This window comes from Acinetobacter sp. YH12070 (assembly GCF_013419625.1).
GTDB classification, from domain to species: Bacteria; Pseudomonadota; Gammaproteobacteria; order Pseudomonadales; family Moraxellaceae; genus Acinetobacter; species Acinetobacter amyesii.
Window position 1 is genome coordinate 14,267 of sequence record NZ_VOZT01000030.1, and the last position, 22,274, is coordinate 36,540.

General features: G+C 41.7%; 23 protein-coding genes. 4 read left to right on the top strand and 19 right to left on the bottom strand.

The annotated features are described in order from the left end of the window. Positions 1 to 36 precede the first annotated feature (36 nt). Positions 37 to 1,317: a D-arabinono-1,4-lactone oxidase gene (locus tag FTU17_RS10135; protein ID WP_180135374.1), complete on the bottom strand. Its 1,281-nt coding sequence runs from the start codon at positions 1,315 to 1,317 to the stop codon at positions 37 to 39. Positions 1,318 to 1,851: 534 nt separating this feature from the next. Between FTU17_RS10135 and FTU17_RS10140 the strand changes: the two genes are divergently transcribed. Next, the gene (locus FTU17_RS10140) at positions 1,852 to 3,492 is read left to right on the top strand and encodes an acyl-CoA synthetase (protein ID WP_180135343.1); all 1,641 of its coding nucleotides are present in this window, start codon (positions 1,852 to 1,854) and stop codon (positions 3,490 to 3,492) included. Between the two features lie 174 nt (positions 3,493 to 3,666). Here FTU17_RS10140 and yjgA read toward each other — a convergent pair whose 3' ends face one another. The 9 genes from yjgA to mazG form a co-directional block, all read right to left on the bottom strand. Beyond that, positions 3,667 to 4,200: a ribosome biogenesis factor YjgA gene (gene yjgA, locus FTU17_RS10145; RefSeq protein WP_180065878.1), complete on the bottom strand. Its 534-nt coding sequence runs from the start codon at positions 4,198 to 4,200 to the stop codon at positions 3,667 to 3,669. Between the two features lie 2 nt (positions 4,201 to 4,202). Further along, a complete protein-coding gene (locus FTU17_RS10150) occupies positions 4,203 to 4,472 on the bottom strand; it encodes an HPr family phosphocarrier protein (protein WP_067763492.1) in 270 nt (89 codons plus the stop codon). Beyond that, complete coding sequence (gene rapZ, locus FTU17_RS10155) at positions 4,469 to 5,320, bottom strand: RNase adapter RapZ (RefSeq protein ID WP_078189595.1); 852 nt, start codon at positions 5,318 to 5,320, stop codon at positions 4,469 to 4,471. The genes FTU17_RS10150 and rapZ overlap by 4 nt, the downstream gene beginning before the upstream one ends. 22 nt (positions 5,321 to 5,342) lie before the next feature. Continuing rightward, a complete protein-coding gene (gene panC, locus FTU17_RS10160) occupies positions 5,343 to 6,191 on the bottom strand; it encodes a pantoate--beta-alanine ligase (RefSeq protein ID WP_180135345.1) in 849 nt (282 codons plus the stop codon). Between the two features lie 3 nt (positions 6,192 to 6,194). Next, entirely contained in the window at positions 6,195 to 7,004 is an 810-nt protein-coding gene (gene panB, locus FTU17_RS10165; protein WP_180135347.1) for a 3-methyl-2-oxobutanoate hydroxymethyltransferase, read from the bottom strand. A gap of 46 nt (positions 7,005 to 7,050) precedes the next feature. Beyond that, a complete protein-coding gene (gene folK, locus FTU17_RS10170) occupies positions 7,051 to 7,536 on the bottom strand; it encodes a 2-amino-4-hydroxy-6-hydroxymethyldihydropteridine diphosphokinase (protein ID WP_180135349.1) in 486 nt (161 codons plus the stop codon). Beyond that, on the bottom strand, positions 7,533 to 9,002 hold the full coding sequence (gene pcnB, locus FTU17_RS10175; protein ID WP_180135351.1) for a polynucleotide adenylyltransferase PcnB: 1,470 nt from the start codon (positions 9,000 to 9,002) through the stop codon (positions 7,533 to 7,535). Before pcnB ends, folK begins: the two co-directional genes overlap by 4 nt. A gap of 134 nt (positions 9,003 to 9,136) precedes the next feature. Then, positions 9,137 to 9,508 carry a ComEA family DNA-binding protein gene (locus tag FTU17_RS10180; RefSeq protein ID WP_257227386.1) on the bottom strand — a complete coding sequence of 124 codons (372 nt, stop codon included), beginning with the start codon at positions 9,506 to 9,508 and terminating at the stop codon, positions 9,137 to 9,139. A gap of 37 nt (positions 9,509 to 9,545) precedes the next feature. Continuing rightward, on the bottom strand, positions 9,546 to 10,340 hold the full coding sequence (gene mazG / locus FTU17_RS10185; protein ID WP_180135354.1) for a nucleoside triphosphate pyrophosphohydrolase: 795 nt from the start codon (positions 10,338 to 10,340) through the stop codon (positions 9,546 to 9,548). A gap of 104 nt (positions 10,341 to 10,444) precedes the next feature. Between mazG and FTU17_RS10190 the strand changes: the two genes are divergently transcribed. Both FTU17_RS10190 and FTU17_RS10195 read left to right on the top strand, forming a co-directional pair. Then, entirely contained in the window at positions 10,445 to 11,221 is a 777-nt protein-coding gene (locus FTU17_RS10190; RefSeq protein ID WP_180135356.1) for an SDR family oxidoreductase, read from the top strand. Between the two features lie 165 nt (positions 11,222 to 11,386). Continuing rightward, the gene (locus tag FTU17_RS10195; RefSeq protein ID WP_078192655.1) at positions 11,387 to 11,806 is read left to right on the top strand and encodes a hypothetical protein; all 420 of its coding nucleotides are present in this window, start codon (positions 11,387 to 11,389) and stop codon (positions 11,804 to 11,806) included. Between the two features lie 86 nt (positions 11,807 to 11,892). On the opposite strand, the gene FTU17_RS10200 is transcribed toward FTU17_RS10195, so the two are convergent. Then, the gene (locus tag FTU17_RS10200) at positions 11,893 to 12,534 is read right to left on the bottom strand and encodes a 4'-phosphopantetheinyl transferase superfamily protein (RefSeq protein ID WP_180135358.1); all 642 of its coding nucleotides are present in this window, start codon (positions 12,532 to 12,534) and stop codon (positions 11,893 to 11,895) included. A gap of 277 nt (positions 12,535 to 12,811) precedes the next feature. Here FTU17_RS10200 and FTU17_RS10205 point away from each other — a divergent pair, with 277 nt between their 5' ends. After that, on the top strand, positions 12,812 to 13,381 hold the full coding sequence (locus FTU17_RS10205; RefSeq protein ID WP_111884741.1) for a hypothetical protein: 570 nt from the start codon (positions 12,812 to 12,814) through the stop codon (positions 13,379 to 13,381). 75 nt (positions 13,382 to 13,456) lie between these two features. Here FTU17_RS10205 and der read toward each other — a convergent pair whose 3' ends face one another. From der to rlmN, 8 genes are all read right to left on the bottom strand, one after another. Then, positions 13,457 to 14,866 (bottom strand): ribosome biogenesis GTPase Der, encoded by a 1,410-nt coding sequence (gene der / locus FTU17_RS10210; protein WP_078189606.1) that lies wholly within the window; start codon positions 14,864 to 14,866, stop codon positions 13,457 to 13,459. A gap of 173 nt (positions 14,867 to 15,039) precedes the next feature. Continuing rightward, positions 15,040 to 16,185 carry an outer membrane protein assembly factor BamB gene (gene bamB, locus FTU17_RS10215; protein WP_078192659.1) on the bottom strand — a complete coding sequence of 382 codons (1,146 nt, stop codon included), beginning with the start codon at positions 16,183 to 16,185 and terminating at the stop codon, positions 15,040 to 15,042. Continuing rightward, positions 16,182 to 16,880 carry a tetratricopeptide repeat protein gene (locus tag FTU17_RS10220; RefSeq protein WP_078189608.1) on the bottom strand — a complete coding sequence of 233 codons (699 nt, stop codon included), beginning with the start codon at positions 16,878 to 16,880 and terminating at the stop codon, positions 16,182 to 16,184. Before FTU17_RS10220 ends, bamB begins: the two co-directional genes overlap by 4 nt. A gap of 30 nt (positions 16,881 to 16,910) precedes the next feature. Then, entirely contained in the window at positions 16,911 to 18,206 is a 1,296-nt protein-coding gene (gene hisS / locus FTU17_RS10225) for a histidine--tRNA ligase (protein WP_180005380.1), read from the bottom strand. 3 nt (positions 18,207 to 18,209) lie between these two features. Next, positions 18,210 to 19,331, bottom strand: a complete 1,122-nt coding sequence (gene ispG, locus FTU17_RS10230) for a flavodoxin-dependent (E)-4-hydroxy-3-methylbut-2-enyl-diphosphate synthase (protein WP_078192661.1) — start codon at positions 19,329 to 19,331, stop codon at positions 18,210 to 18,212. A gap of 23 nt (positions 19,332 to 19,354) precedes the next feature. Next, complete coding sequence (locus tag FTU17_RS10235; RefSeq protein ID WP_111884744.1) at positions 19,355 to 20,149, bottom strand: RodZ domain-containing protein; 795 nt, start codon at positions 20,147 to 20,149, stop codon at positions 19,355 to 19,357. Then, positions 20,140 to 20,943, bottom strand: coding sequence for a type IV pilus biogenesis/stability protein PilW (pilW, locus tag FTU17_RS10240; RefSeq protein ID WP_078189612.1), 804 nt, complete (start codon positions 20,941 to 20,943; stop codon positions 20,140 to 20,142). The genes FTU17_RS10235 and pilW overlap by 10 nt, the downstream gene beginning before the upstream one ends. A gap of 15 nt (positions 20,944 to 20,958) precedes the next feature. Further along, on the bottom strand, positions 20,959 to 22,194 hold the full coding sequence (gene rlmN / locus FTU17_RS10245; RefSeq protein ID WP_078189613.1) for a 23S rRNA (adenine(2503)-C(2))-methyltransferase RlmN: 1,236 nt from the start codon (positions 22,192 to 22,194) through the stop codon (positions 20,959 to 20,961). Between the last annotated feature and the right edge of the window lie 80 nt (positions 22,195 to 22,274).

The window sequence follows — 22,274 nt, forward strand, 5'->3', positions numbered from 1 at the left end:
TTCAATTGGTCTTCAGTGTTTAACCTTCCACGACGCTTATTCAATCAGTAATTGCTGTAGCTCTGGACTGAGCCACTTTTGCTGAGGATCTAATTCTTGTCGAATATTCAAAAAATCTTGCCACTTGGGGTACACATTTTGAAGCTGCCGCGCATTTAGGCTATGCAATTTCCCCCAATGCGGACGCCCGCCATATTTTAAAAAAATCGGCTCCACGAGCTTAAAGATGACTTGATAATCTTGCTTATAGAACTGATGCACCGAAATTGAGGCCGAATCTTGCTGATAAAACGGACTGAGCCAAATATCATCCCCACGTACAAGTCGATATTCTAGCGGAAAAAACATCGGAACCTTATGTCGTCGAAGGGTATGCAAAATTTCTTCTAAACAATTCATCCCGTGTTGCAGCGGAATCTGGTATTCCATCTCATTAAATTTGGTATTTCGAGCAGAAGGAAAAATTCGACTTGACCAGTCTACGCTCATCGAAGGTTTGACAAAAACACCTAATAATTTTTGTAGCCATGGATTCAGTGGTGGAAAGAATCGCGTCAATTCTGCACAAAATTTGAGTAATACGTCGTCATCTAACCACTGTTCTTTCCGCGGTTGAAGGTTATCTTCCGTCTCATCTAAGGTTTTTAAAATAACCTGATCGGCATGACTAAATGCCCAGAACTCAATATGTCGATGTTCATATTGCCATTGCTGCATATTCTGCATGACGTCTTTCAACGGACATAATCGCGTCTGTTCTTTGAGTTTATACATCGGTCGATTTTGCAGCTGTACATGCGTCAGCACGCCTAAACTCCCGAGTGAAACACGCCCTGCTTGGAAAATTTCGCTGTTCTGTTCAGCACTGCATTGTAGTAACTCGCCCTGCGCGGTTAATAACTCAAACCCCTTAACCAGTGCCGATAAACACGGCAATTCGAGTCCTGTGCCATGTGTCCCTGTTGCGATAGCTCCAGCCAAACTTTGACGATCAATATCTCCTTGATTGATCAGTGCCTGATCAAAAGACGCGAGCTTCTCGCCCAAATCAAATAATCGTGTGCCAGCTTGGACGGTACTTTGGCAGCGTTCAGCATCGATATCTAGAATACCTTTGAGATGATCTAAACTTACTAAGGTATCTGTAGTTTTTGCCAAAGGGCTAAAAGAGTGCCCTGCGCCAACCATACGAATCTTAGGTTGGGATTGAACCACCTCCATTAACTGCTCAAGATTTTTCGGTTGTATAAATGACTTCGGGATCGACTTCTGAGCACCTGACCAATTTTCCCATGCAATGTCGTGTTGAATTGTCATATTCATCCTTATCGCCATACTTTTTATTGTATTCAGCCGTATTGTTTTATTTTTGATTTCCGCTTTTGCAATGTTGATGCACAAGCCATCTTGATTTTTTACTTAGATTATACGAAGTTCAGCATCTACTCAAATTTAAGTTTATTGTTATAAAACAGCAAATAATCCACGATCAATTAAAGAAAATATCATTCGTTTATATCCCCACAAAGACTATTCAAGGCGCTCTACATTATTCGTTAAGCATCATTCAAACCGAATCAATAAAAAAGATCACACACAGAAATATCTGCCAAATCAGTATAAAAACCAACAACACCTATATATTTTTCAACTAAATTATTTATGCTAAAAAATCAATTTTGAGAACCACAGGGTTCATTTTCGTCACTTTACTGTTTTTATTTTATTCAATTTCAATCACTTAAAAATTTAGTGTAAATACTCGACTAAAGCATAAATGCAGAGAAGCTACGGACTGAATTATTGTTAAGTCAGATTTAAAACAAATATACATGGACTTGGAGTACCACGATGGTTAGCGCATACGATGAATTGCCACGGACCCCGGCAAATTTTGTGGCACTTTCGCCTCTACGTTATTTAGAGCGTGCAGCTTATATTTATCCTGATCAGGATGCCATTATCCATGGCAATCGTCATATTTCATGGCGCCAAACATATAACCGCTGTCGTCAATTTGCACATCAGTTGCAACAATTAGGCATTGGCAAAAACGACACCGTGTCTGTGTTATTACCGAACGTTCCGGCTATGGTTGAAGCACACTTTGCCGTACCGATGGCGGGTGCTGTACTAAATACGCTAAATACACGCCTTGATGCGAAAACCATTGCCTTCATGCTGGAACATGCAGAAACCAAAGTCCTGTTGGTTGACCCTGAATTTGCTCAAGTTGCCACCGAAGCTTTAGCTTTGATCGATCAAGACATTTATGTCATTGATGTTGCAGATGCTGAATTTGAAGGCACAGCACAACCGATTGGACAAATTGAATTTGAAGACTGGTTGGCGCAAGGCGATGCCAACTTTGAGTGGCACTTACCTCAAGATGAATGGGATGCGATTAGTTTAAGCTATACCTCGGGTACCACAGGGAATCCAAAAGGCGTGGTGTATCATCACCGCGGCGCATATATCAATGCAGCGAGTAACATCATTGCTTGCGGCATGACGCCACGTGCAACGTATCTGTGGACGCTTCCTCTATTCCACTGTAATGGCTGGTGCTTTGCTTGGACAATGGCAGCCAATGGTGGAACCAATATTTGTCTACGTAAAATCGACCCTGAACTGATTTTCAAACTGATCGCAGAACACAAAGTAGATTATTTCTGCGGTGCGCCAATCGTACTTTCAATGATGATCAATACGCCTGAAGAGAAAAAAGCACAATTTGACCATCGCGTTGAAGTGATGGTTGCTGGTGCAGCGCCACCTGCAGCGATTATTGAAGGGATGCGTAATATTGGTATCAATGTCACACATGTTTATGGTTTGACTGAAACATATGGTCCATCGGCACTTTGCGCATCGCAAGCAGGTTGGTCTGATCTTTCCATTCAAGAACAAGCACAGTTGCATTCTCGCCAAGGTGTGCCATACCCGCTTCAAGATGGCATGAAAGTCATTGATCCTGAAACCATGTTACCTGTTCCGCATGATGGCCAGACCATGGGTGAAATCATGTTCCGTGGCAACATCGTAATGAAAGGCTATTTGAAAAACCCAGAAGCAACGGCTGAAGCCTTTGCCGGTGGCTGGTTCCATACCGGCGACTTAGCAGTCTGCCAACCTGACGGTTATGCCAAAATTACTGACCGCTCTAAAGATGTGATCATTTCAGGGGGTGAAAACATTTCATCGCTCGAAGTAGAAGAAATTCTATATCAACACCCTGCTGTACTGACCGCTGCAGTGGTTGCAAAACCTGACCCTCGTTGGCAAGAAGTGCCTTGTGCCTTCATTGAATTGAAAACAGGCAAAGAGGCAACACCTGAAGAACTGATCGAATTCTGTAAACAACATCTTGCACGTTTCAAAGTGCCAAAAGATGTGGTGATTACCGAAATTCCAAAAACCTCGACAGGTAAACTTCAGAAGTTCGTTCTCCGTGAATGGGCTAAAGAGCGCGCTGTTGGTGAATTTGGTTAATGTTAAAACCCAAAAGCCAAGCTTGAATTTTTCAACACTCAAACAAAAAAAAGCGACCTGATCAGGTCGGTTTTTTGATGTGAAGTCTATAACTTCACATTTGCATCAATGATCAGATCATGTTGAAATCTCTGATCATTGAGCTATCTAAGCACTTGGCTATCTAATCATGCATTAGTTATCAGACAATAAAGCCACTTGTTGAATGTAGTTAAACAATTTCAATTTCGACGCAGTCAGTTCTTCTTCACTTACATTTTTTGCCATATCACGTTGAATACGCAAAATATGCTGACGAATAGGATGATGTTCAGCAGCATTATGCGCTTTCATGAACTCTTTAATGACTGGATCACCTTGGGCAATCATACGTTCAGTCCAGCGTTGAAGCTGCGCTGTTTTTTTCGCACCTTGCTGCGGAGTCAAATAAGATAAAATCATGGTTTCATCTTCATTACGCAGCAATTTACCTACACGTTGAAACTGACGACGTCGTGCTTCATGTGAAGTAATGGTTTGTGCATCAAGTAGTGCTTCGATCAGACGCTCTTCTACAGGAAGATTTTTAATCTGTTTAGGATTCAGTTTTGCAAGTTCCTCGCCCAAAGCAGCCATACGTTGTACAGCTTTCTTTTGCTCAGTTTTACTTGCACGTCCTTCTAAGGATTCAAAGTCTTCTTCGGTATAGCGGTTCGGTCGACGTGCCACGTTTAATCTGCCTCGTAAAATTTTGCTGCAAACAGTGCTTGAATTTCAGATAAAGCTTTTTCTTCATCTGCACCTTCAATCACTAAGCGTAAAGTTGTGCCCTTGCCTGCGCCAAGCATCAGCAAAGACATAATATTTTTGGCATCTACTAATTTTCCACCCTTACCAATTTGAATCGACGAGCGAAATTTGGTCGTGACTTCGATTAGCTTGCCAGATGCACGCGCATGTAAACCCAGTTTATTAATTACGTCAACAGTTGTGTCGATCATGACCAGTGCTTCATTTCTCTATGTAGAACCTGAATAGACCATTTTGCCTCAAGTGCTTTTTTTAGTCTATCTACGATATATACCGAACGGTGTTGCCCACCTGTACAACCGATCGACACCGTCATGTAATGACGATGTCCTTCGGCAAATGCCGGCAGCCATTTATCCAAAAAATTATAAATATCTTGGAACATTTCATTGGTTTGTTCACTTTGTTGTAAAAACTGACGAACTGGCTCATCTAATCCTGAATACTTGCGTAATTCCATATCCCAGTGCGGATTGGGCAAATGACGGACGTCAAAAACATAATCTGCATCGAGTGGAATACCATGCTTATAGCCAAAAGACTGTAAGATCAAAATTAAATTATCTGCCTGTCCAAGTTTAGACAGCAAGGTATGTTTTAAATCATGTACACTCTTATCTGTAGTATCAATATGTACTGTCGAGCGTAATTGAATCGGCAACAGTAAAGATTTTTCTTCCTGTATGCACTCATTTAAACTTTTGAAACGACTTGCCAACGGATGGGGACGTCGAGATGAACTGAATCGCGCAATCAATTCCTGATCACGCGTGGTCAAATAAATAATATCGACTGAGCCATGGCGTTGTAGCTGTTGAAAAACCAAATCGAACTCTTGTAAATCTGCACGTGTACTGCGGACATCCACACCCAGTGCCAATTGTTCAAGATTATTTTCTGAATCAAGTTTTTCAACAATTTCGGGGAGTAAGGCCAATGGCAAATTATCGATACAGTAATAGCCTAAATCCTCAAGTATCTGTAATGCAGATGACTTTCCAGATCCAGATTGTCCTGTAACAATTAAAATGCGCTTCATCGCTTGCTACCCCATAGCCGTTTTAAACTGCAGTATATTTAACCTGCATATTATCAATAAGACGTGTTGCGCCTAATTTAGCCGCAATAAACAACACCACGTCTTGATCAAATTCTTCAATTTTCTGTAATTCAGGTGTACGTGCTTCAACATAGTCCACAACAAAACCCGCTGCTGTCAATGTTGCTTTAATATTAGCTAACACATCTGCCAGTTGAGTTCCAGCATGTAATTCCGCCTCAGCCGTTTTCAAGCTTCGGTAAATCGTTGGTGCAATCGCACGATTTTCCGCACTTAAATAACCATTGCGTGAGCTCAATGCCAAACCATCTTCAGCACGAGTAATCGGCACACCAATCACTTCTAGTGGAATATTTAAGTCACGTACAAACTGACGAATCACTGCAAGTTGCTGATAATCTTTTTGCCCAAAGAATGCAAAATTCGGTTGAACAATATTAAAGAGTTTTGTCACAACAACAGCCACACCGTCAAAATGACCCGGACGCTGTTCGCCACACAAATCATTGGTAATGCCGCCCACGCTAATATTGGTTAAGCGCGGTTTGTTGCCATACATTTGTTCAACAGTCGGTGCAAATACGATGTCACAACCCACTTCAGCCAATAAGTGCTGATCTTGTTCCAAAGTACGTGGATAGTTGTCAAAGTCTTCATTTGGACCAAACTGAATTGGGTTAACGAAAATACTCACCACCACGACATCACACAGTTTACGTGCTTCACGAACTAAATTAAGGTGACCTTCATGCAAGTTCCCCATCGTTGGTACAAAACCAATGATTTTGCGCGCAGCACGTGCTGGATTTAGCGATGCACTTAAACCTTGAATCGTTGTTTCAGTTTTCATGTCTTACAGCTCAATTTGGAATGTATGTTCTTTGGCAGGGAAACTACCATCAAGTACGGCAGCATGATACGCCTTAAACGCATTCACAATTGCCGTTTCCCCTGCTTGCTCTTTCATAAAGTTGCGAACAAATTTCGCCACGTGACTAAACGTCAGTCCCAACATATCTTGTTGAACCAAGACTTGAGCATCCGTTTCTGCACCGGCACCGATCCCAATCACAGGTGTATTTGGGAATAATTCACTAATTTCTTTACCCACTTGGGCAGGAACACACTCCAAAAGTAAAATTGCTGCACCTGCATCAACCACAGCTTTACAATCTGCAATGAGTTGATCCGCGGTTTCGCGTGTACGTGCTTGCACTTTATAACCGCCAAACACATGAACCGATTGCGGAGTTAACCCTAAATGCACACACACTGGAATACCATTACGGGTCAATACTTCAACTGTTTCTGACAACCATGCACCACCTTCCAATTTGACCATCTGCGCGCCTGCTTGCATCACGATCTTTGAATTTACTAAAGCGTCATTCAAAGTGGCATAGGTCATAAATGGCAAATCAGTCAAAATAAACGCATGTTTATTGCCACGACGCACTGCCGCAGTGTGATATGCCATATCTTCAACAGTGACAGGTAAGGTTGAGTCATTACCTTGAATGGTCATCCCCAATGAATCACCAATCAGAATACTATCGACTTCAGCAACTTCCATTGCTTTTGCCATGCTCGCATCATAGCAAGTCAGGCAGGAGAATTTGCGGCCTTCCGCTTTAAATTTTTTCAAGTCACTTAGACTAATCATTTCAATATTCCTCAGATGACGGCTTTCTCAAGTGGTCATACAAAAATTAAAGATGGGCCCAGTTTCCTGCATCCAATACAGTTAAATTTGGATTATTCAAAATAGGTAAATCTTTTAATGGTTGTCCTTTAATATGTAGATTCTCATCTAAATCCAACAAAGGCTTCAACACAAAATCACGTTCTAAAACACCAACATGAGGCACCGTCAAACGTTCATTTTGAATGTGCTGTTCACCATAAATCAGTAAATCTAAATCCAGTGTACGCTCCCCCCAATGACGTAGGCGTACACGCCCCGACTCTTGTTCAAAGCGTTGCAATTCATCCAACAAAGCCAAAGGCGCTAGATCCGTTTCTAATGCAACCGCTGCATTTAAATAATTCGGCTGATCTTGTGGCCCCATTGGCGGGCTTTGATACAGTTTTGAGACTTTCACTTTTCCGAGTGTTGCAAGTTTATGCACCGCTTCACTGAGGATCTGTAGAGAATCACCTAAATTACTGCCTAAACCAATATATGTCAGCGTCATTGTGTTGGCCCAAAAATAACCTGAGTCAAATCTCGTTTCACACGTTTGCGTTTTAAAATCGGATGATCTGCACCAATTTCACCACTGGCTGACGCTGCAACAATTGATACTGTCTCTAGACTATTGGCATGTGATTTAGGCTTACGTTGACGGCGACTTCTGCTTTCTGGTTCATTCACCAGCGGTTCAATTTCAACTTGCTGATGAGTAGAAGTTTTGGCTTCCACATCTTCATGCGCCGCTTTACGACGACTCTTGGCACGTTGACGATTGTATTGGCTAATTGCTCGTTCTTTTTCGTCAGTGCTCATCTGCTGATAAGCATCCCACCACTGCCCCATGCCTTGCGTGCTTGTATCGCCCGATTTTTCACGCAGCAGCAAGAAGTCAAAGCCTGCACGGAAACGCGCATGACCTGAAAGTGCTTCAATTTGCTGTGGTTTTGGATTCAGCAAACGGGTTTGCATTTCCCAAACTTCACGAATAAACGTTTCGGCAAAGCGTGGAATAATAGTTCGTGTAGCTTGGCGTTTCAATACATCTAAGCCCGCTTGAGCACGTGCTTCAGCAGGAACAACACCTTTATTTAGATAGAACGTACAACGCTCTTGGAACGGAATCCACAATAACACGGCATAGAAAAATGCAGGGTTAATAGTTTTCCCAATCGAAATACGATGATCGGTATTTTTTGCAGCCAACTCAATAAATGGCGTTACGACTGGTTTGATATCTGCAAATAATTGATACCAAATACCAAAATCGATCAGCATCGGTAAGACGCGATTTAGATGCCCCATAGTAAAGAGCTTTTGTGACTCATCGTATAAACGATGTGGAGACACATCACGCAGCAATTGAGTAAGTTCTGGAGTAAAGACATCCAGAATTTTTTCATCAATATTAAAGTTTAATTTGGCTGCAAAACGTAAAGTCCGAAGCATCCGCACAGGATCTTCTTCAAAACGTAATTGTGGATCACCCAATAAACGCAACGTTTTATGCTTAATGTCATCTACTGCATGACAAAAATCTAGCACTTCACCTTTGCGTGGTTGGTAATACATTGCATTGATCGAGAAGTCACGACGTGCAAAGTCTTGCTCAATCGTACCCCAATTATTATCACGTAAAATCATGCCCGCAGCAGAAGTCACGGCTTTTTTAGGTGGCGCACGGAAGGTCGCAACTTCGATCAGTTCACGTCCTGAGTAGACATGCGCCAGCTCAAAACGACGACCAATAATTCGGCAACGTCGCCCGAAGACTTCTTTCACCTGAGCTGGTGTCGCATTAGTTACGGCATCAAAATCTTTAGGTGCATGACCCAACATTAGGTCACGGACACCGCCACCCACGATATAAGCTTCATAGCCTGCCTTAGTTAAGGCATCAATCACATCTAAAATGGAAGAAGGTAATTGTGTGGTTGATAAACCACATTTGGACGCGCGCAAAGTTTGCAAAAGACGCTGTCTCCTACGTCTGAACGTAAAATTCTTAAGATGTCGCTAATGATATCTCTAACACAATCAAAGGGCAATTTGATTATCTCAATGCTCAAGCTGAGCTTAACCTAATTCTTTTTTTTACACTTCACTTAAAGTGCCAATTTTGCTTTATTTTTAGCAAACAGTGCAGGACCGATTCCCTTAACCTGTTGAATATCATCAATGCTTTTAAATAAGCCATTACTTTTACGATATTGCACAATGGCTTCTGCTTTTTTCTGACCAATTCCATGTAATGTTTGCAGTTCATCGACTGAGGCTGTATTTAAGCGTACCTGATCTGTTCGACTATTTTGTTGGGTGCTGGGGCGTGACAAATAATAGTTGGCATTGCTCGGTGTAGTTGTCGCTTTGGACTTAGTGGCCTCAGATTGCTTTTTTAATTGTTGATCTTGAGCTTGCTGCATGGCTTTCCATTCCGCGTAGCCCGAAGGGCTTTGCGCAAAAGTTAAATCTGCCATTAAACTCAAAACCAAGACAAGTAGTTGCGTAAAGTATTTATTCTTTAGGATGTGGTACATATTTAGCCTGTTGTTTTAATTGTTGTTTTGCCTGTTCCCACAACTGATCCATTTCAGTCAGAGACAGGTCTTCTACATGTTTTTGTTGTAATGTGGCCTGTGCTTCAATATAAGCAAAGCGGCTTCTAAATTTATGAATGGTACTTAACAGTGCCATCTCACTTGAGATGCCAATCTTACGTCCAACATTCACCAGTGAAAATAAGCAATCACCAAATTCATCAAATATTTCGTCGGATTTTTTGCCTGCTAAGGCCTCTTTTAATTCCCCCAACTCTTCCTCAAGCTTGCCATAGGCCCCTTCAATATCTGGAAAATCAAAGCCTATTTTCGCCACATTTTTTTGAATTTCATCTGCTTGGCTTAAAGCAGGTGCATGTTTAACTTCATCTAATCTTGATGCTGATTTCCCTGTTTTTTCTTGTTGTTTAATCTGTTTCCATAGTGTTGCCACATCATCCGCATTGAGTGCTGAGAACTGCTCTGCCTGAAACACATGGGGATGACGGCGAATTAATTTATCTGTAATGGCTTGCACCACATCTTGAAAATCAAATGCGCCTTGTTCGCTATACATCTGCGACTGAAAAACCACTTGCAGTAACAAATCTCCCAGTTCATCTCGTACATCATCACTCTGACCTGAACGAACTGCCGCTTCCACTTCATAGGCTTCTTCGATGGCATAACGAGTCAGACTTTCTGGGGTTTGCTTTTGATCCCATGGACATTTTTCACGTAATTCTTCCATCACTGCTAATAATTGTTCCATGTGAACTCCAGCTATTTACTCATCAGTACATTGTTTCGATTACAGAATTTGATATGCTCAAAATTCACTCAAGGAATGAGCAACTCAATTCAGGGAAGCATAACATGCAAAGTATTTTTATTAGCGGTGCAGGACAAGGGATTGGCGCAGCAATTGCACGACTGTTCATACAACAAGGCTATAAAGTTGGACTCTACGACATTAACCAATCTCAAGTCACCTCATTAGCTGCTGAACTCGGTAGCCATGCCAAAGCTGGGCTTTTAGATGTGACACAACCAGAGCAATGGCAAAGCGCTTTAGCTGAATTTGTTGCTTGGGCAGGTCAGCTGAATATCTTAGTCAATAATGCCGGAATTCTGTATTCAGGCAGCTTTGAACATACGGAACTGTCTGCACACCACCGAACGATTGATATCAATGTCAAAGGGGTGATAAACGGTTGCTATGCGGCATTCCCCTATTTACAACAAAGCAATTTTGCTCGTGTGATTAACCTCTCTTCGGCTTCAGCTATTTATGGACAAGCAGATTTAGCCAGCTATGCCACATCTAAATTTGCTGTACGTGGGCTCACTGAAAGCTTAGATATTGAATGGCAAAAATACAATATTCGCGTTTTAGATGTGATGCCTTTATTTGTTCAAACCGCGATGGTGCAAGACATGGATGCCCAAAGCATTAAGAAAATGGGCGTCAATCTTCAACCGAGCGATGTCGCTCAGCAAATTTATGCATTGGTACAAAAAAAGGATACGGTCTTAATGGCCACACATACACCTGTGGGGATGAAAGCTAAATTTTTATTTAATTTATCGAAGTTTAGCCCGCAATTTGTCAACCGCTTAAGTAATATTTGGATTGCACAAAAACCCAAATAGCAACGTGTTACTAATCATTTAATTTTGCAATCATATTTGTACGCAAATTACACAAAGTTACACAATTGTCACATTTTAACAGGACAAAATTCCTTTTTTTGAATAATATTCACCGGCCCATTACTTTCGGGCGTTTATTTTCTAACAATAAAAGTGAATTATTTCATGAAAAAATTACTTGTTCTTGCAACTGTTACTTCTATTTCAATTTCTGCTTTTGCTACAACTCAATTCGCATCTTCAGAATTAAAAGCGATGGATTGTGCAACTCTTGCTGTTGAAAAAGCGAATGCTAAGCGCTCTTTAGAAGCTGCTGACAAAAACATTGCAAACATCCAAGCATCTGCTCAAGCGCCAGGCAAATCATTGAGCAAATTTGCTGGTTTAGCGGGTGGCGCTCTTGCTGCTTTCGGTGGTAACTCTGAAAAAGCTGCTCGTGCAGGCAACATTGCAAACAGCTTGGCTGGTGAGCAAGATACTTCTGATGCAGGCAACCTTGAACTTCAACAAGCGAACAAATCTGCTGCTCAAGCAAACATCGACAACATTGGTATCTACCAAGGTTCTAAAAAATGCAAAATCTAATCTAAAGCAAGTTTAGATTAATTTAAAAAAAAGCCCTGTTCAGCCAGAACAGGGCTTTTTTCATGATGATTTTATTTCATACCGATTTATAAGACATTCAACTCAATTTTCGGCAAATGAAAGCCTCGGCAAGATTGTTCACTTTGCCATGCTACCGTCAACATCACATGCGGTAGTTGAATATTCTGATAAGCAAAAGTGCCAATTGCGGGATGACTACACATCCCACCATTGTGCTCAGGATGACACTGTGTATTCAGTTCATACAGGTTCACTCGAATCCCTAAACCTGACGCTTTAAGTACCGCCTCTTTGGTGGTCCAAACTTTAAACCAAAAATCAGGATCATGCTCACAGCTCTCCCAATTAAGCAATTCTTCGGGATGAAAGCTGTGTTGAGCCATCGCTTCAAAACGAACTTTTCGATTTAAATCTTCAATATCCACACCAATATTGGCGATTTTTTCACTGCTGGCCAAAACATAATGCTGCTGGCTATGACTATGATTAAAATGAAAGTGTGGAAAATCAGGAAGAAAAGGCTTACCAAATGCAGACTTTGAAAAATCTGAATTTTCAACTGACCTATTTAGCCGCTGCCCAAGTAATTGATTGCGATATTGGTAAATGGCTTGTTTACGCACGGCAATTACCTCTTGACGACTCAAGCCATGCGGCTCCACAAAGAAGTCAGTAATTGCACTATATTCAAGCTGAATTTTCGCCATAAGTTATTGATCCAATATCTTTTACACTACGTCCATGACGCTATATTCTATGCGACTCTCCGACACAAAATACACCACAATACAGATGAGCGCATCGGTCCTTTGACTTATCGAGATTTTAAAACTCAGTTTAAAAATATTTCAAACCACTTAAGAAATACTTAATATTATAAATATATTCAAATACTTAAGTATAATAAATATTTCAAATACATCTTTAATTAGATAAAATACTCTAGATTCTTATAACTTTAATTTAAAACTCGGGGTAAACCACATGCTAAGAAAAATCACGTTAATCAGTTCACTTTGTGTCCTACCATGTTTCGCTCAAGCAGGCTTATTGGATGCAGCTGTTGCAGTAATGGGTGCCAAAAATGGCGCGATTATGGACCAAGCTGAAGCGCGTATGAATCAAAGCCGTCAAGAAGCTGCCAATGCTGTAGCTCAAGCAGACCGTGGCTATGCCTCAAATTTCAATCAAGCTAACCAAACCAACAATAGTGTTTATAGCACCAGTTATTTAAAAACCTTAGATTGCACTGATCTGAGCGTTGAACGTAAAACTTTCGAACGCACATTGGAAGCATCGCAACTGGCATTAAGCCAAGCGTCTGCACAGCAAAATAATCAAGTTTCAAAATGGGCTGGTCTTGCTGGCAACGCGCTATCCGCATTTTCAGGTCAATCTGAAACAGCCGCGCGTATGGGACAATTTGCGACAGCTTTTTCTGGCAATAAAAATACACAACAGGATAGCAGCAGCGCACAGCAAGCCATGGAAATTGCTCAAGCTAATCTGGATAATATTGATATTTACCGCCAAGCTAAAAAGTGTAAAAACTAATTTCTACATCTTTTTAGATAAATAAAGTGAAATAAAAAAGCCTGCATATCTGCAGGCTTTTTTGTTCATCTAAACTTAGCGTTTGAATTTCTTTTCCGCCTTTTTGAACTTCTGAACATAACGACGTTTACGTGCCGCCGTACGCTCATCGATTTGCGACTTACGACCTTCAAATGGGTTATCAGAGGTTTTAAATTCAATTTTGACTGGCGTACCTTCAAGTTTATAAACTTTACGGAACACGTTTTCTAGGTAACGACGATAGTCATTTGGCGTTTTATCGACCTTGTTACCATGAATTACAATCGTCGGTGGATTTTGTCCGCCCATATGCGCATAACGCATTTTGATACGACGACCTTGAACCATTGGTGGTTGGTGCGCATCAGTTGCATCATTCAAGATCTGAGTGATTTTCGCAGGTGATACTTTCAAATGCGAAGAATCATAAGCACGGTGGATCGATGGATAAAGATCACCAACACCTGTACCGTGAAGTGCAGAAATTAAGTGAATTTTTGCCCATGGAATAAAGTCAAAACGACGTTCAACATCTAATTTACATTGTTTACGGTCGTAGTCAGACATGTTGTCCCATTTGTTGATGGCAATCACCATCGCACGGCCTGCTTCAAGCGCATAACCGATCAAATGCAAGTCTTGCTCAACGATCCCTTCACGTGCATCGACAACAATAACCACAACATGCGCATCTTTCATCGCTTGTAAAGTTTTCACAATCGAGAATTTCTCGATCATTTCGTCCACTTTACCTTTACGACGTACACCCGCAGTATCGATTAATGTGTATTTACGGCCATCACGTTCAAATGGGATATAAATCGAGTCACGTGTAGTACCTGGTTGGTCAAATGCAACCACACGGTCTTCACCCAACAAACGGTTCACTAGAGTCGATTTACCCACGTTTGGACGACCAATAATCGCTAAACGTAAGCCTGTGTCTTTATCGTGTTGTTCTTCACTTTCATCTTCAGGCACTTCAGCTAACACTTCTTCAAGCATTTGCTGAACACCACGACCATGGCTGGCAGCCACTTGAAGTGGTTCACCCATACCCAATTTGAAGAATTCAACTAAAGCTGCTTCGGCATGTACACCATCAACTTTGTTGGCAACAAGATAAACTTTTTTACCTAGCGTACGTAAGTCACGTGCAATTTGCTCATCAGATGCCAATAGGCCTGCGCGCGCATCGACCACGAAGACAATAATATCTGCTTCATTAATGGCAGTTTTTGACTGTTCTGCCATGTACGAGTCGATACCGCCCTCAGTTTCGCCAATACCCCCAGTATCAACGACGATAAAGGATTTATTTTGATAAGTCGCGTCACCATACTTACGGTCACGAGTCAGACCGGCAAAGTCAGCAACGAGAGCATCACGGCTCTTGGTTATCTGGTTAAACAACGTTGATTTTCCGACGTTCGGACGACCAATGAGCGCAATTACGGGTTTCATAGATTAACCTTTATTCCAGATCAGCCAGTTTGGTCTGGTCTGAACATCAGAAAGCTTAGGAAGAATGGAAATAGGATAAATGCCTAAAATAAATAAAAACACGGGGCATTGATGATTCAATCCCCCGCGTTAAAAATACGGTTTGGCTTATTTTAACATAAGCCGCAGAAAAATTAACGGTTCTGCCAAATGCTTAATGCACCCTTACGTGTCGACACATATAATTGGTTGTCAATTACACGTAGTGAACGTACTTCACCACTGGTTTTAGAACGACCAACCAACTCGCCTGTCGCTGGGTTGATTAAGTGAAGTACACCATCCAGATCACCAACCACAAGGTCTTGACCTAACATCACTGGGTTACTCAAATTACGATTAAGCAATTGGTCATTTTCCCACAATGTTTGACCAGTGGTAATTTCATAAGCCACAATTTTACCATCAGTTTGTGCCACAAAGACACCATTGCCCGCAACTTCAGGACGCTGAATGCTGCTCGCATCATTGCTCCAGATCACTTGTTGTGAGGCAAGATCAAGCGCTGTCACTTGGCCTTGATAACTGGTGGTAATTAAAAATTGACCTGCTACAGTCGGTTCACCGTCAATATCAATGAGACGTTGTACATCTGAACGACCGTCTGACACTGCAACACGACGCTGCATTTTCGGAATACCGCTCAATGCATCAATCACATAGATATAGGCATTTGAAGAAGCGATGAGAACATGACGTGCATCAAGTGATACCGGTGCTGCCATACCACGTAAACTAAATTGCACATTTGGCAAGTTATAGGTCCAAGTTTGTTGACCCGTTGCCACATCGTTTGCGTATACCGTACCATCGTTGGTGACTGAAATAACGCGACCTGCTTGAATCAACGACGGTGAAAGTAACGCGCCGGTTAATTGCGCCGTCCACTTTTGCTCACCTGTTGCCTGATCCAATGCAAATAATTGACCTTTTGCATTACCGACAACCACAATACCGTCAGCAGCTTCTACACCTGCAGTCAAACCTTGTTTAGAGATTTTCTTCTGCCATAAACGCTCTTTGCCTTTGTAGGCTTGAACTTCACCGTTAGGATTTACGCTAAAAACAACGCCGTTATCTGCATCCATACGTAAACGCAGTGGATCTGCTTCTTCAGTTGAAGCCACACTGTTTGAAAATACAGGTGCTAAAGTTTTTGCCTGTTCCAATTTTGGTAAAGGATTTGGTTTTACTTTTTCTACTTTTCCTTTATTTGCACAACCAGCCAAAGCAAGTGTTAAAACTGTCAGCGCACAGGTAATTTTGTATTTTCTATTCATTCAGTTGCTTCCACTTGTGTATCTATAATCGGACGTTCAATTTCAGGATCATCAACTAAAACGCCTACACTTTCGAGTTTAATTTGTAAAATTTGACGTTCTTCTTGTCGCTCAACCAAAGCATCCCATGCACTTTGATAAACTTTCTTTGCATTTTCGATATCATTTTTCGCAACATAGACATCGCCACGGGCTTCATCTGCAGTTGCTTGAAAAGCAGGTTCTTTAACCGCTTCTAAAGTTTTTAATGCTTCATCAAATTTCTTTTGTGCCAATTGTGCATACGCTAAACGTAATTTCACCAATTGAACTAAGCCCGCATCGTCAACTTTTGAATTTTCAACTTTTTTCAAAGCTTTTTCAGCGTTGGCATAATCCGCTTTATCATACGCCAATTTTGCCATAAGCAACTGAGTTTGGATGGCTTGTGGCGAATCTGGCGCTTCTTTTACAATTTTATCTGCAGTCGCAGAAAGTTGTGTAAAAGCGTCACCCGTCGCCGACTGAGCATCATCCATTAACTGCTGGACTTTGGCTGTTTGCATTTGCGATTCAGCCAAAGTTTTCTTCTGCCAGTATTCCCATCCGAAAAAGGCAATCAACGCAATTAAAATGCCGCTAACAATGGCAGAGCCATATTTTTTAGCAAACGATTTTAAATTATCAAGTTGTTCTTCTTCACTCAATGCGCTCATGAAATTACCTTTTTCCTTATGTTATAGGGATTATTTTGAAGAAATTTTTTCGATAATGAAGGCAACAAAGTCTGCCACATTCACTTCGTGTTGTTCTGCAATCGCTAGCTCTTTTACCAGCACTTGCCCTGCTGCTTGCTCACGTTCACCGTAAATCACAGCAAATAAAGCACCCGATTGGTCAGCTTTTTTCATTTGCGATTTCATTGAACCTTGTGAACCAACTTTTAAGCGAATGTTACTACCCGCTGCTTCAAGTTGATCACGTATTTGTTCAGCAAGCACCAACGCTTTACCTTGAGTTGCAGGATCTGAAACCAAGAATAGCTCACAGTCACGCACTGGGGTATTGTCTTCCACTTGTTCAAGTAGAAGAAGCAAACGCTCCATACCCATTGCAAAACCAACAGCAGGCACCGACTGGTCTGCTTTACCTTTAAGCTGACCGACTAAACCGTCATAACGACCACCAGCACATACCGTTCCTTGAGAACCTAAGTGTGTAGTTGTCCATTCAAAGACCGTTTTATTGTAGTAGTCGAGACCACGAACCAATTTTTGATTGATCACAAAACCAACACCAGCATCAGTCAAATACTGCTGCAATTGAGCAAAGTGAGCCAACGTTTCTTCACCCATAAAGTCGTGAAGTTTTGGCGCATTTTCCAAAATGCTTTGTGTTTTTGCATCTTTAGAATCCAAAATACGCAGTGGATTCGTGGTTAGACGACGCTGTGAATCTTCATCTAAGTCATTTTTATGTGACTCTAAGAATTCAACCAATGCTGCACGATAAGCTGCACGTTCATCAGACTCACCTAAAGTATTAAGTTCTAATTGAACTTTATCTGCAACGCCCATGCGTTTCCACAAACGTGCAGTCATTAAAATCAATTCTGCATCTTGATCTGGTGTTGCAACACCAAAAGTTTCTACGCCAAATTGATGGAACTGACGGTAGCGACCTTTTTGTGGTTTTTCATAGCGGAACATTGGGCCGACATACCATACACGCGGTGTAGCACCACGGAGTAAGTTATGTTCAAGCATTGCACGCACACACCCTGCTGTTCCTTCTGGACGCAAAGTCAAAGACTCAGGCGGATTACCTTTGTCTAAGAATGTGTACATTTCTTTTTCAACGATATCCGTTGCATCACCAATAGAACGTTTGAACAGATGAGTCTGCTCCACAATCGGCAAGCGAATTTGCTGATAACCATAAGCATCCATCAGGCTAGATAGATGCTGTTCTAGACGTCTCCATGCAGGGCTTTGCGTAGGGAGAATGTCATTAAAACCTTTGATTGCGACGATTGAACTCATGATCTACTCAGAAAAACTTGTGCGAATAATCTCTTTAGCTTTAGCGTCTTCAAGATCGCTAACACGTTGACGAACCATCGCTTCGATTTCGTCAACCAACTGATTTGTGTCAATTAAATGGCTCTTTTCGCCATTACGATACACCAGTGAACGCGGACTTGCACCTACTACACCAATATCGGCTTCTTTGGCTTCGCCCGGACCATTTACTTTACAACCAATCACCGATACATCCATTGGGGTACGAATATCTTCTAAACGCTCTTCCAATGTTTGCATAACTTTGATGACATTAAACTCTTGGCGTGAACAACTTGGGCACGCAATAAAGTTAATGCCATTTGAACGTAAGCCCAATGATTTTAAAATATCAAAGCCAATTTTGATTTCTTCTTCAGGCTCTGCTGCCAATGAAATACGCATGGTGTCACCAATGCCTTCCATCAACAAACCGCCTAAAGCGATAGCAGATTTGACTGAACCCGTACGGTAGACACCTGCTTCAGTCACACCTAAGTGTAATGGGTTATCAATTTGTTTAGATAACAAACGGTAAGCATCCATCGTCAGAAAGACATTGGATGCTTTGACTGACACTTTAAATTCATGGAAATTTAAACGGTCTAAAATATCAATATGGCGCATTGCAGATTCAAGCAAGGCCTGACCTGTAGGCTCACCATATTTCTTTTGAATATCTTTTTCGAGCGAACCTGCATTGACACCAATACGCATAGAGATGTCATTATGTTGTGCAGCAGCTACCACTTCACGAATTTTAGCTTCTGAGCCAATATTACCCGGGTTAATACGCAAACAATCTGCACCAAGGTCTGCAACACGTAAAGCAATTTTATAATCAAAGTGAATATCGGCAACCAATGGCACTTGCACACGTTTACGAATTTCACCAAAAGCTTCAGCAGCTTCCATACTCGGTACAGAAACACGCATGATGTCCGCACCGACGTCTACACAGCGCTGAATTTGTGCCACGGTCGCTTCGACATCACAGGTTTCAGTATTGGTCATACTTTGGATGCTGATCGGCGCATCACCACCGACATACACCGAACCTACTTTAATTTTACGCGTTGGACGGCGCTTAATTGGATTTTCAATCATTGTTCAGTCTGCTCTGTTGTCCCTTAACGTGATAAACGGAAATCTGCTTTGCCGTTTACGGTATATGGTGACAATGAAATATTTTCATTATTTAAGCTTAATGACACTACTGTTGCATCATCCAAACGAATTTGGAATGGTGTTTCACCGTTTAAGTTGAGCGTCGATGCTTGACGACCCGTCGCCAACACCTTACCCGTCGAATCAACAATATGTACTGAAGTCGGGCTACTAAAGGTCAATGTCAATTGATCACCGCTGACCGCTGCATTCCCGCCATTCATGTCGAGGACTTGAACTTCTGAAGCGACATCACTGGTCACAGCGTCTTCATTATCGCTGCCCGAGGTCATGCCCTGAATCGCTGCCACGATCGCACCAATGACCACCAACACCGCCAATGCAATCAGACCCCGTTTGATCCATTTACGATTACGGTCACGGTTAGAACCGGGTAATTTACCCATAATTTTAATCGGTGAATTGTTTAACGCGTGATTTGGCAACAATCCCGTATCATTGGCATAAATATCATCAAAACGTTGAATGATATTGGTGGCATCAACTTTTAAATATTTGGCATAAGTACGGTAGTAACCTTTAATAAAGGTTGCTTCAGGCAATGACTTATAATCATCTTGCTCAAGTGCAGTCAGTGTTTTTAATGGAATATTGAGTTCTGATGCGACAGCTTCAAGTTCCAGTTTTTGCGTAATACGTACTTGACGTAAATACTCACCTGGGCGTTGTACATTTCCTAATGCATTTGGAGCTACGCTCGAACCATTCGATTGCGGTGAATTAGGATTTACTTCCATACGGCCTCAGTACTGTACTGTAATTGCAAATAGCGTTGGTATTCAGGACTTTCTGGGAACAAAGCACGTAACTGGTTAACCAGTACTTGCATACCCAAATTGTCGCCATTGGCACGCGCTGTTCGAATGCCAATCCAGAGTGCGCGCGCACCCTGATTTTTTTGTCCTACTGCACGTACAAATTGTTCATACATTTGTGTGGCAGCAGGGAACTGCTGATTCAAATAAAAGATTTCAGACAACTCTAACATTGAAACATAGGAATCACGATTAGCCTGCAAAGCTTGTTTGAATGATTTTTCAGCATTCGCCACATCACCCACTTTCAGGTAAATTCGACCTAAATTTTCCAATGCTTTGAAACGTTGATCATAACCTAAAGTTGAACCTGCGATGCTGAACTGTTCAATCGCATCATTATAGCGCTCAACTTGGTATAAATACGTACCGTAGTTGTTACGCGCTTGAGAATTTTTTGAGTCTGCTGAAATTGCACGCTTAAAATAACTATCTGCTTTTTCTAAGTTGGCTGGGCTGCCTTCTCGTTGTAGTAAGACACCCATCATCATATTGGCTTGGGAATCGCGAGAATCCACTTCTAAAGCCTGATCTAATGCGCGTTTAGCAGAGTCCAAATCCCCTGCTTTCAGATGTTCAACAGCCAATTGCGTTCTGATTTTTACGGCTTTCTCTGGGTCTTTTTTCCCAATCTCAGGCGTTTGACATGCTGTTAATGCCAAAACCGATGCACATAAAGCTGAAACGAAAGTGAACTTATACGTTAACTTTTTCAATTGGCTGCCTCTTTATTATCCTTGTGAGCGCAGTATCTCATTTTGCTGCGCAACTTTCTTTTTCCATTGCTCCGCACGACGAGTACGGTCAGCAACTTGCCCCACGAGTTGTCCACACGCAGCGTCGATATCATCACCACGTGTCTGACGAATCGTACACACAAAACCGGCATCAGACAAAGTTTTTTGGAAAGAAATAATACGGTTACGGCTTGAACGACCATATGGCGCATGCGGGAACGGGTTAAACGGAATTAAATTAATTTTGCTTGGTAGGTTTTTCAACAGCTTTAACATTTGCTGTGCATGTTCAGGATGGTCATTTACACCATCTAACATCACGTATTCGATGGTCACGTGTTTACGCGAACTTTCATTACCATCTTTGGCGATATAACGCTGACAAGCAGCAATCAATTGTTCCAACGGATACTTTTTATTGATCGGAACAAGTTCGTTACGTAGTTCATCATTTGGCGCATGGAGTGAAATTGCCAAGGCTACATCAATGTCTTGTGCCAATTGATCAATTTTAGGCACCACACCTGAGGTTGATAAAGTCACACGACGCTTCGACATACCATACGCAAAATCATCCAACATGATTCGCATTGAATTCAATACAGCATCATAGTTCAATAGTGGCTCACCCATGCCCATCATCACCACATTGGTCACTGAACGTTCACGATCCGCAACTGGCACATCTTCCATATAAGAGAAGTTTGCCATCCAAAGCTGTCCAATAATTTCAGCTTGGCTCAAGTCACGTTGGAAACCTTGTTTCCCAGTTGAACAGAATGAACAGTCCAGAGCACAGCCCACTTGTGACGAAATACACAAGGTCTTACGTGCGCCGGTTTTATCTTCCGCAGGAATCAGCACAGTTTCAACCAATGAACCTGCACCATCGCCTACACGGAACACCCATTTACGAGTACCGTCTTTTGAGTAATTTTTATGCACCACTTCAGGCGCTTTAATTTCACAAATCTTTTCTAGTTTTTCACGCAATTTGCCAGAAATATTGGTCATTTCAGCAAAATCAGTCACGAAGAACTGATGAATCCATTTCATCACCTGCCCAGCACGGAACTTTTTCTCTCCCATTTCTTCGAAGAATTTTTCCATTTGCGGACGTGACATGCCCAGTAAATTCACTTTCTCCACAGTATTTTGCTGCGTCGGAGCGGATGGAGATTGTTGCTGTGCATCAGAAACAGCTGATGTAGCGACTACTTCAGTACTCATGTGTAATTACCTAAACCATGTCTAAAGATCAAAGGAGAAGCTCAGTTATTGAGCAAAGAATTATTCAGAGAATAAAAAAA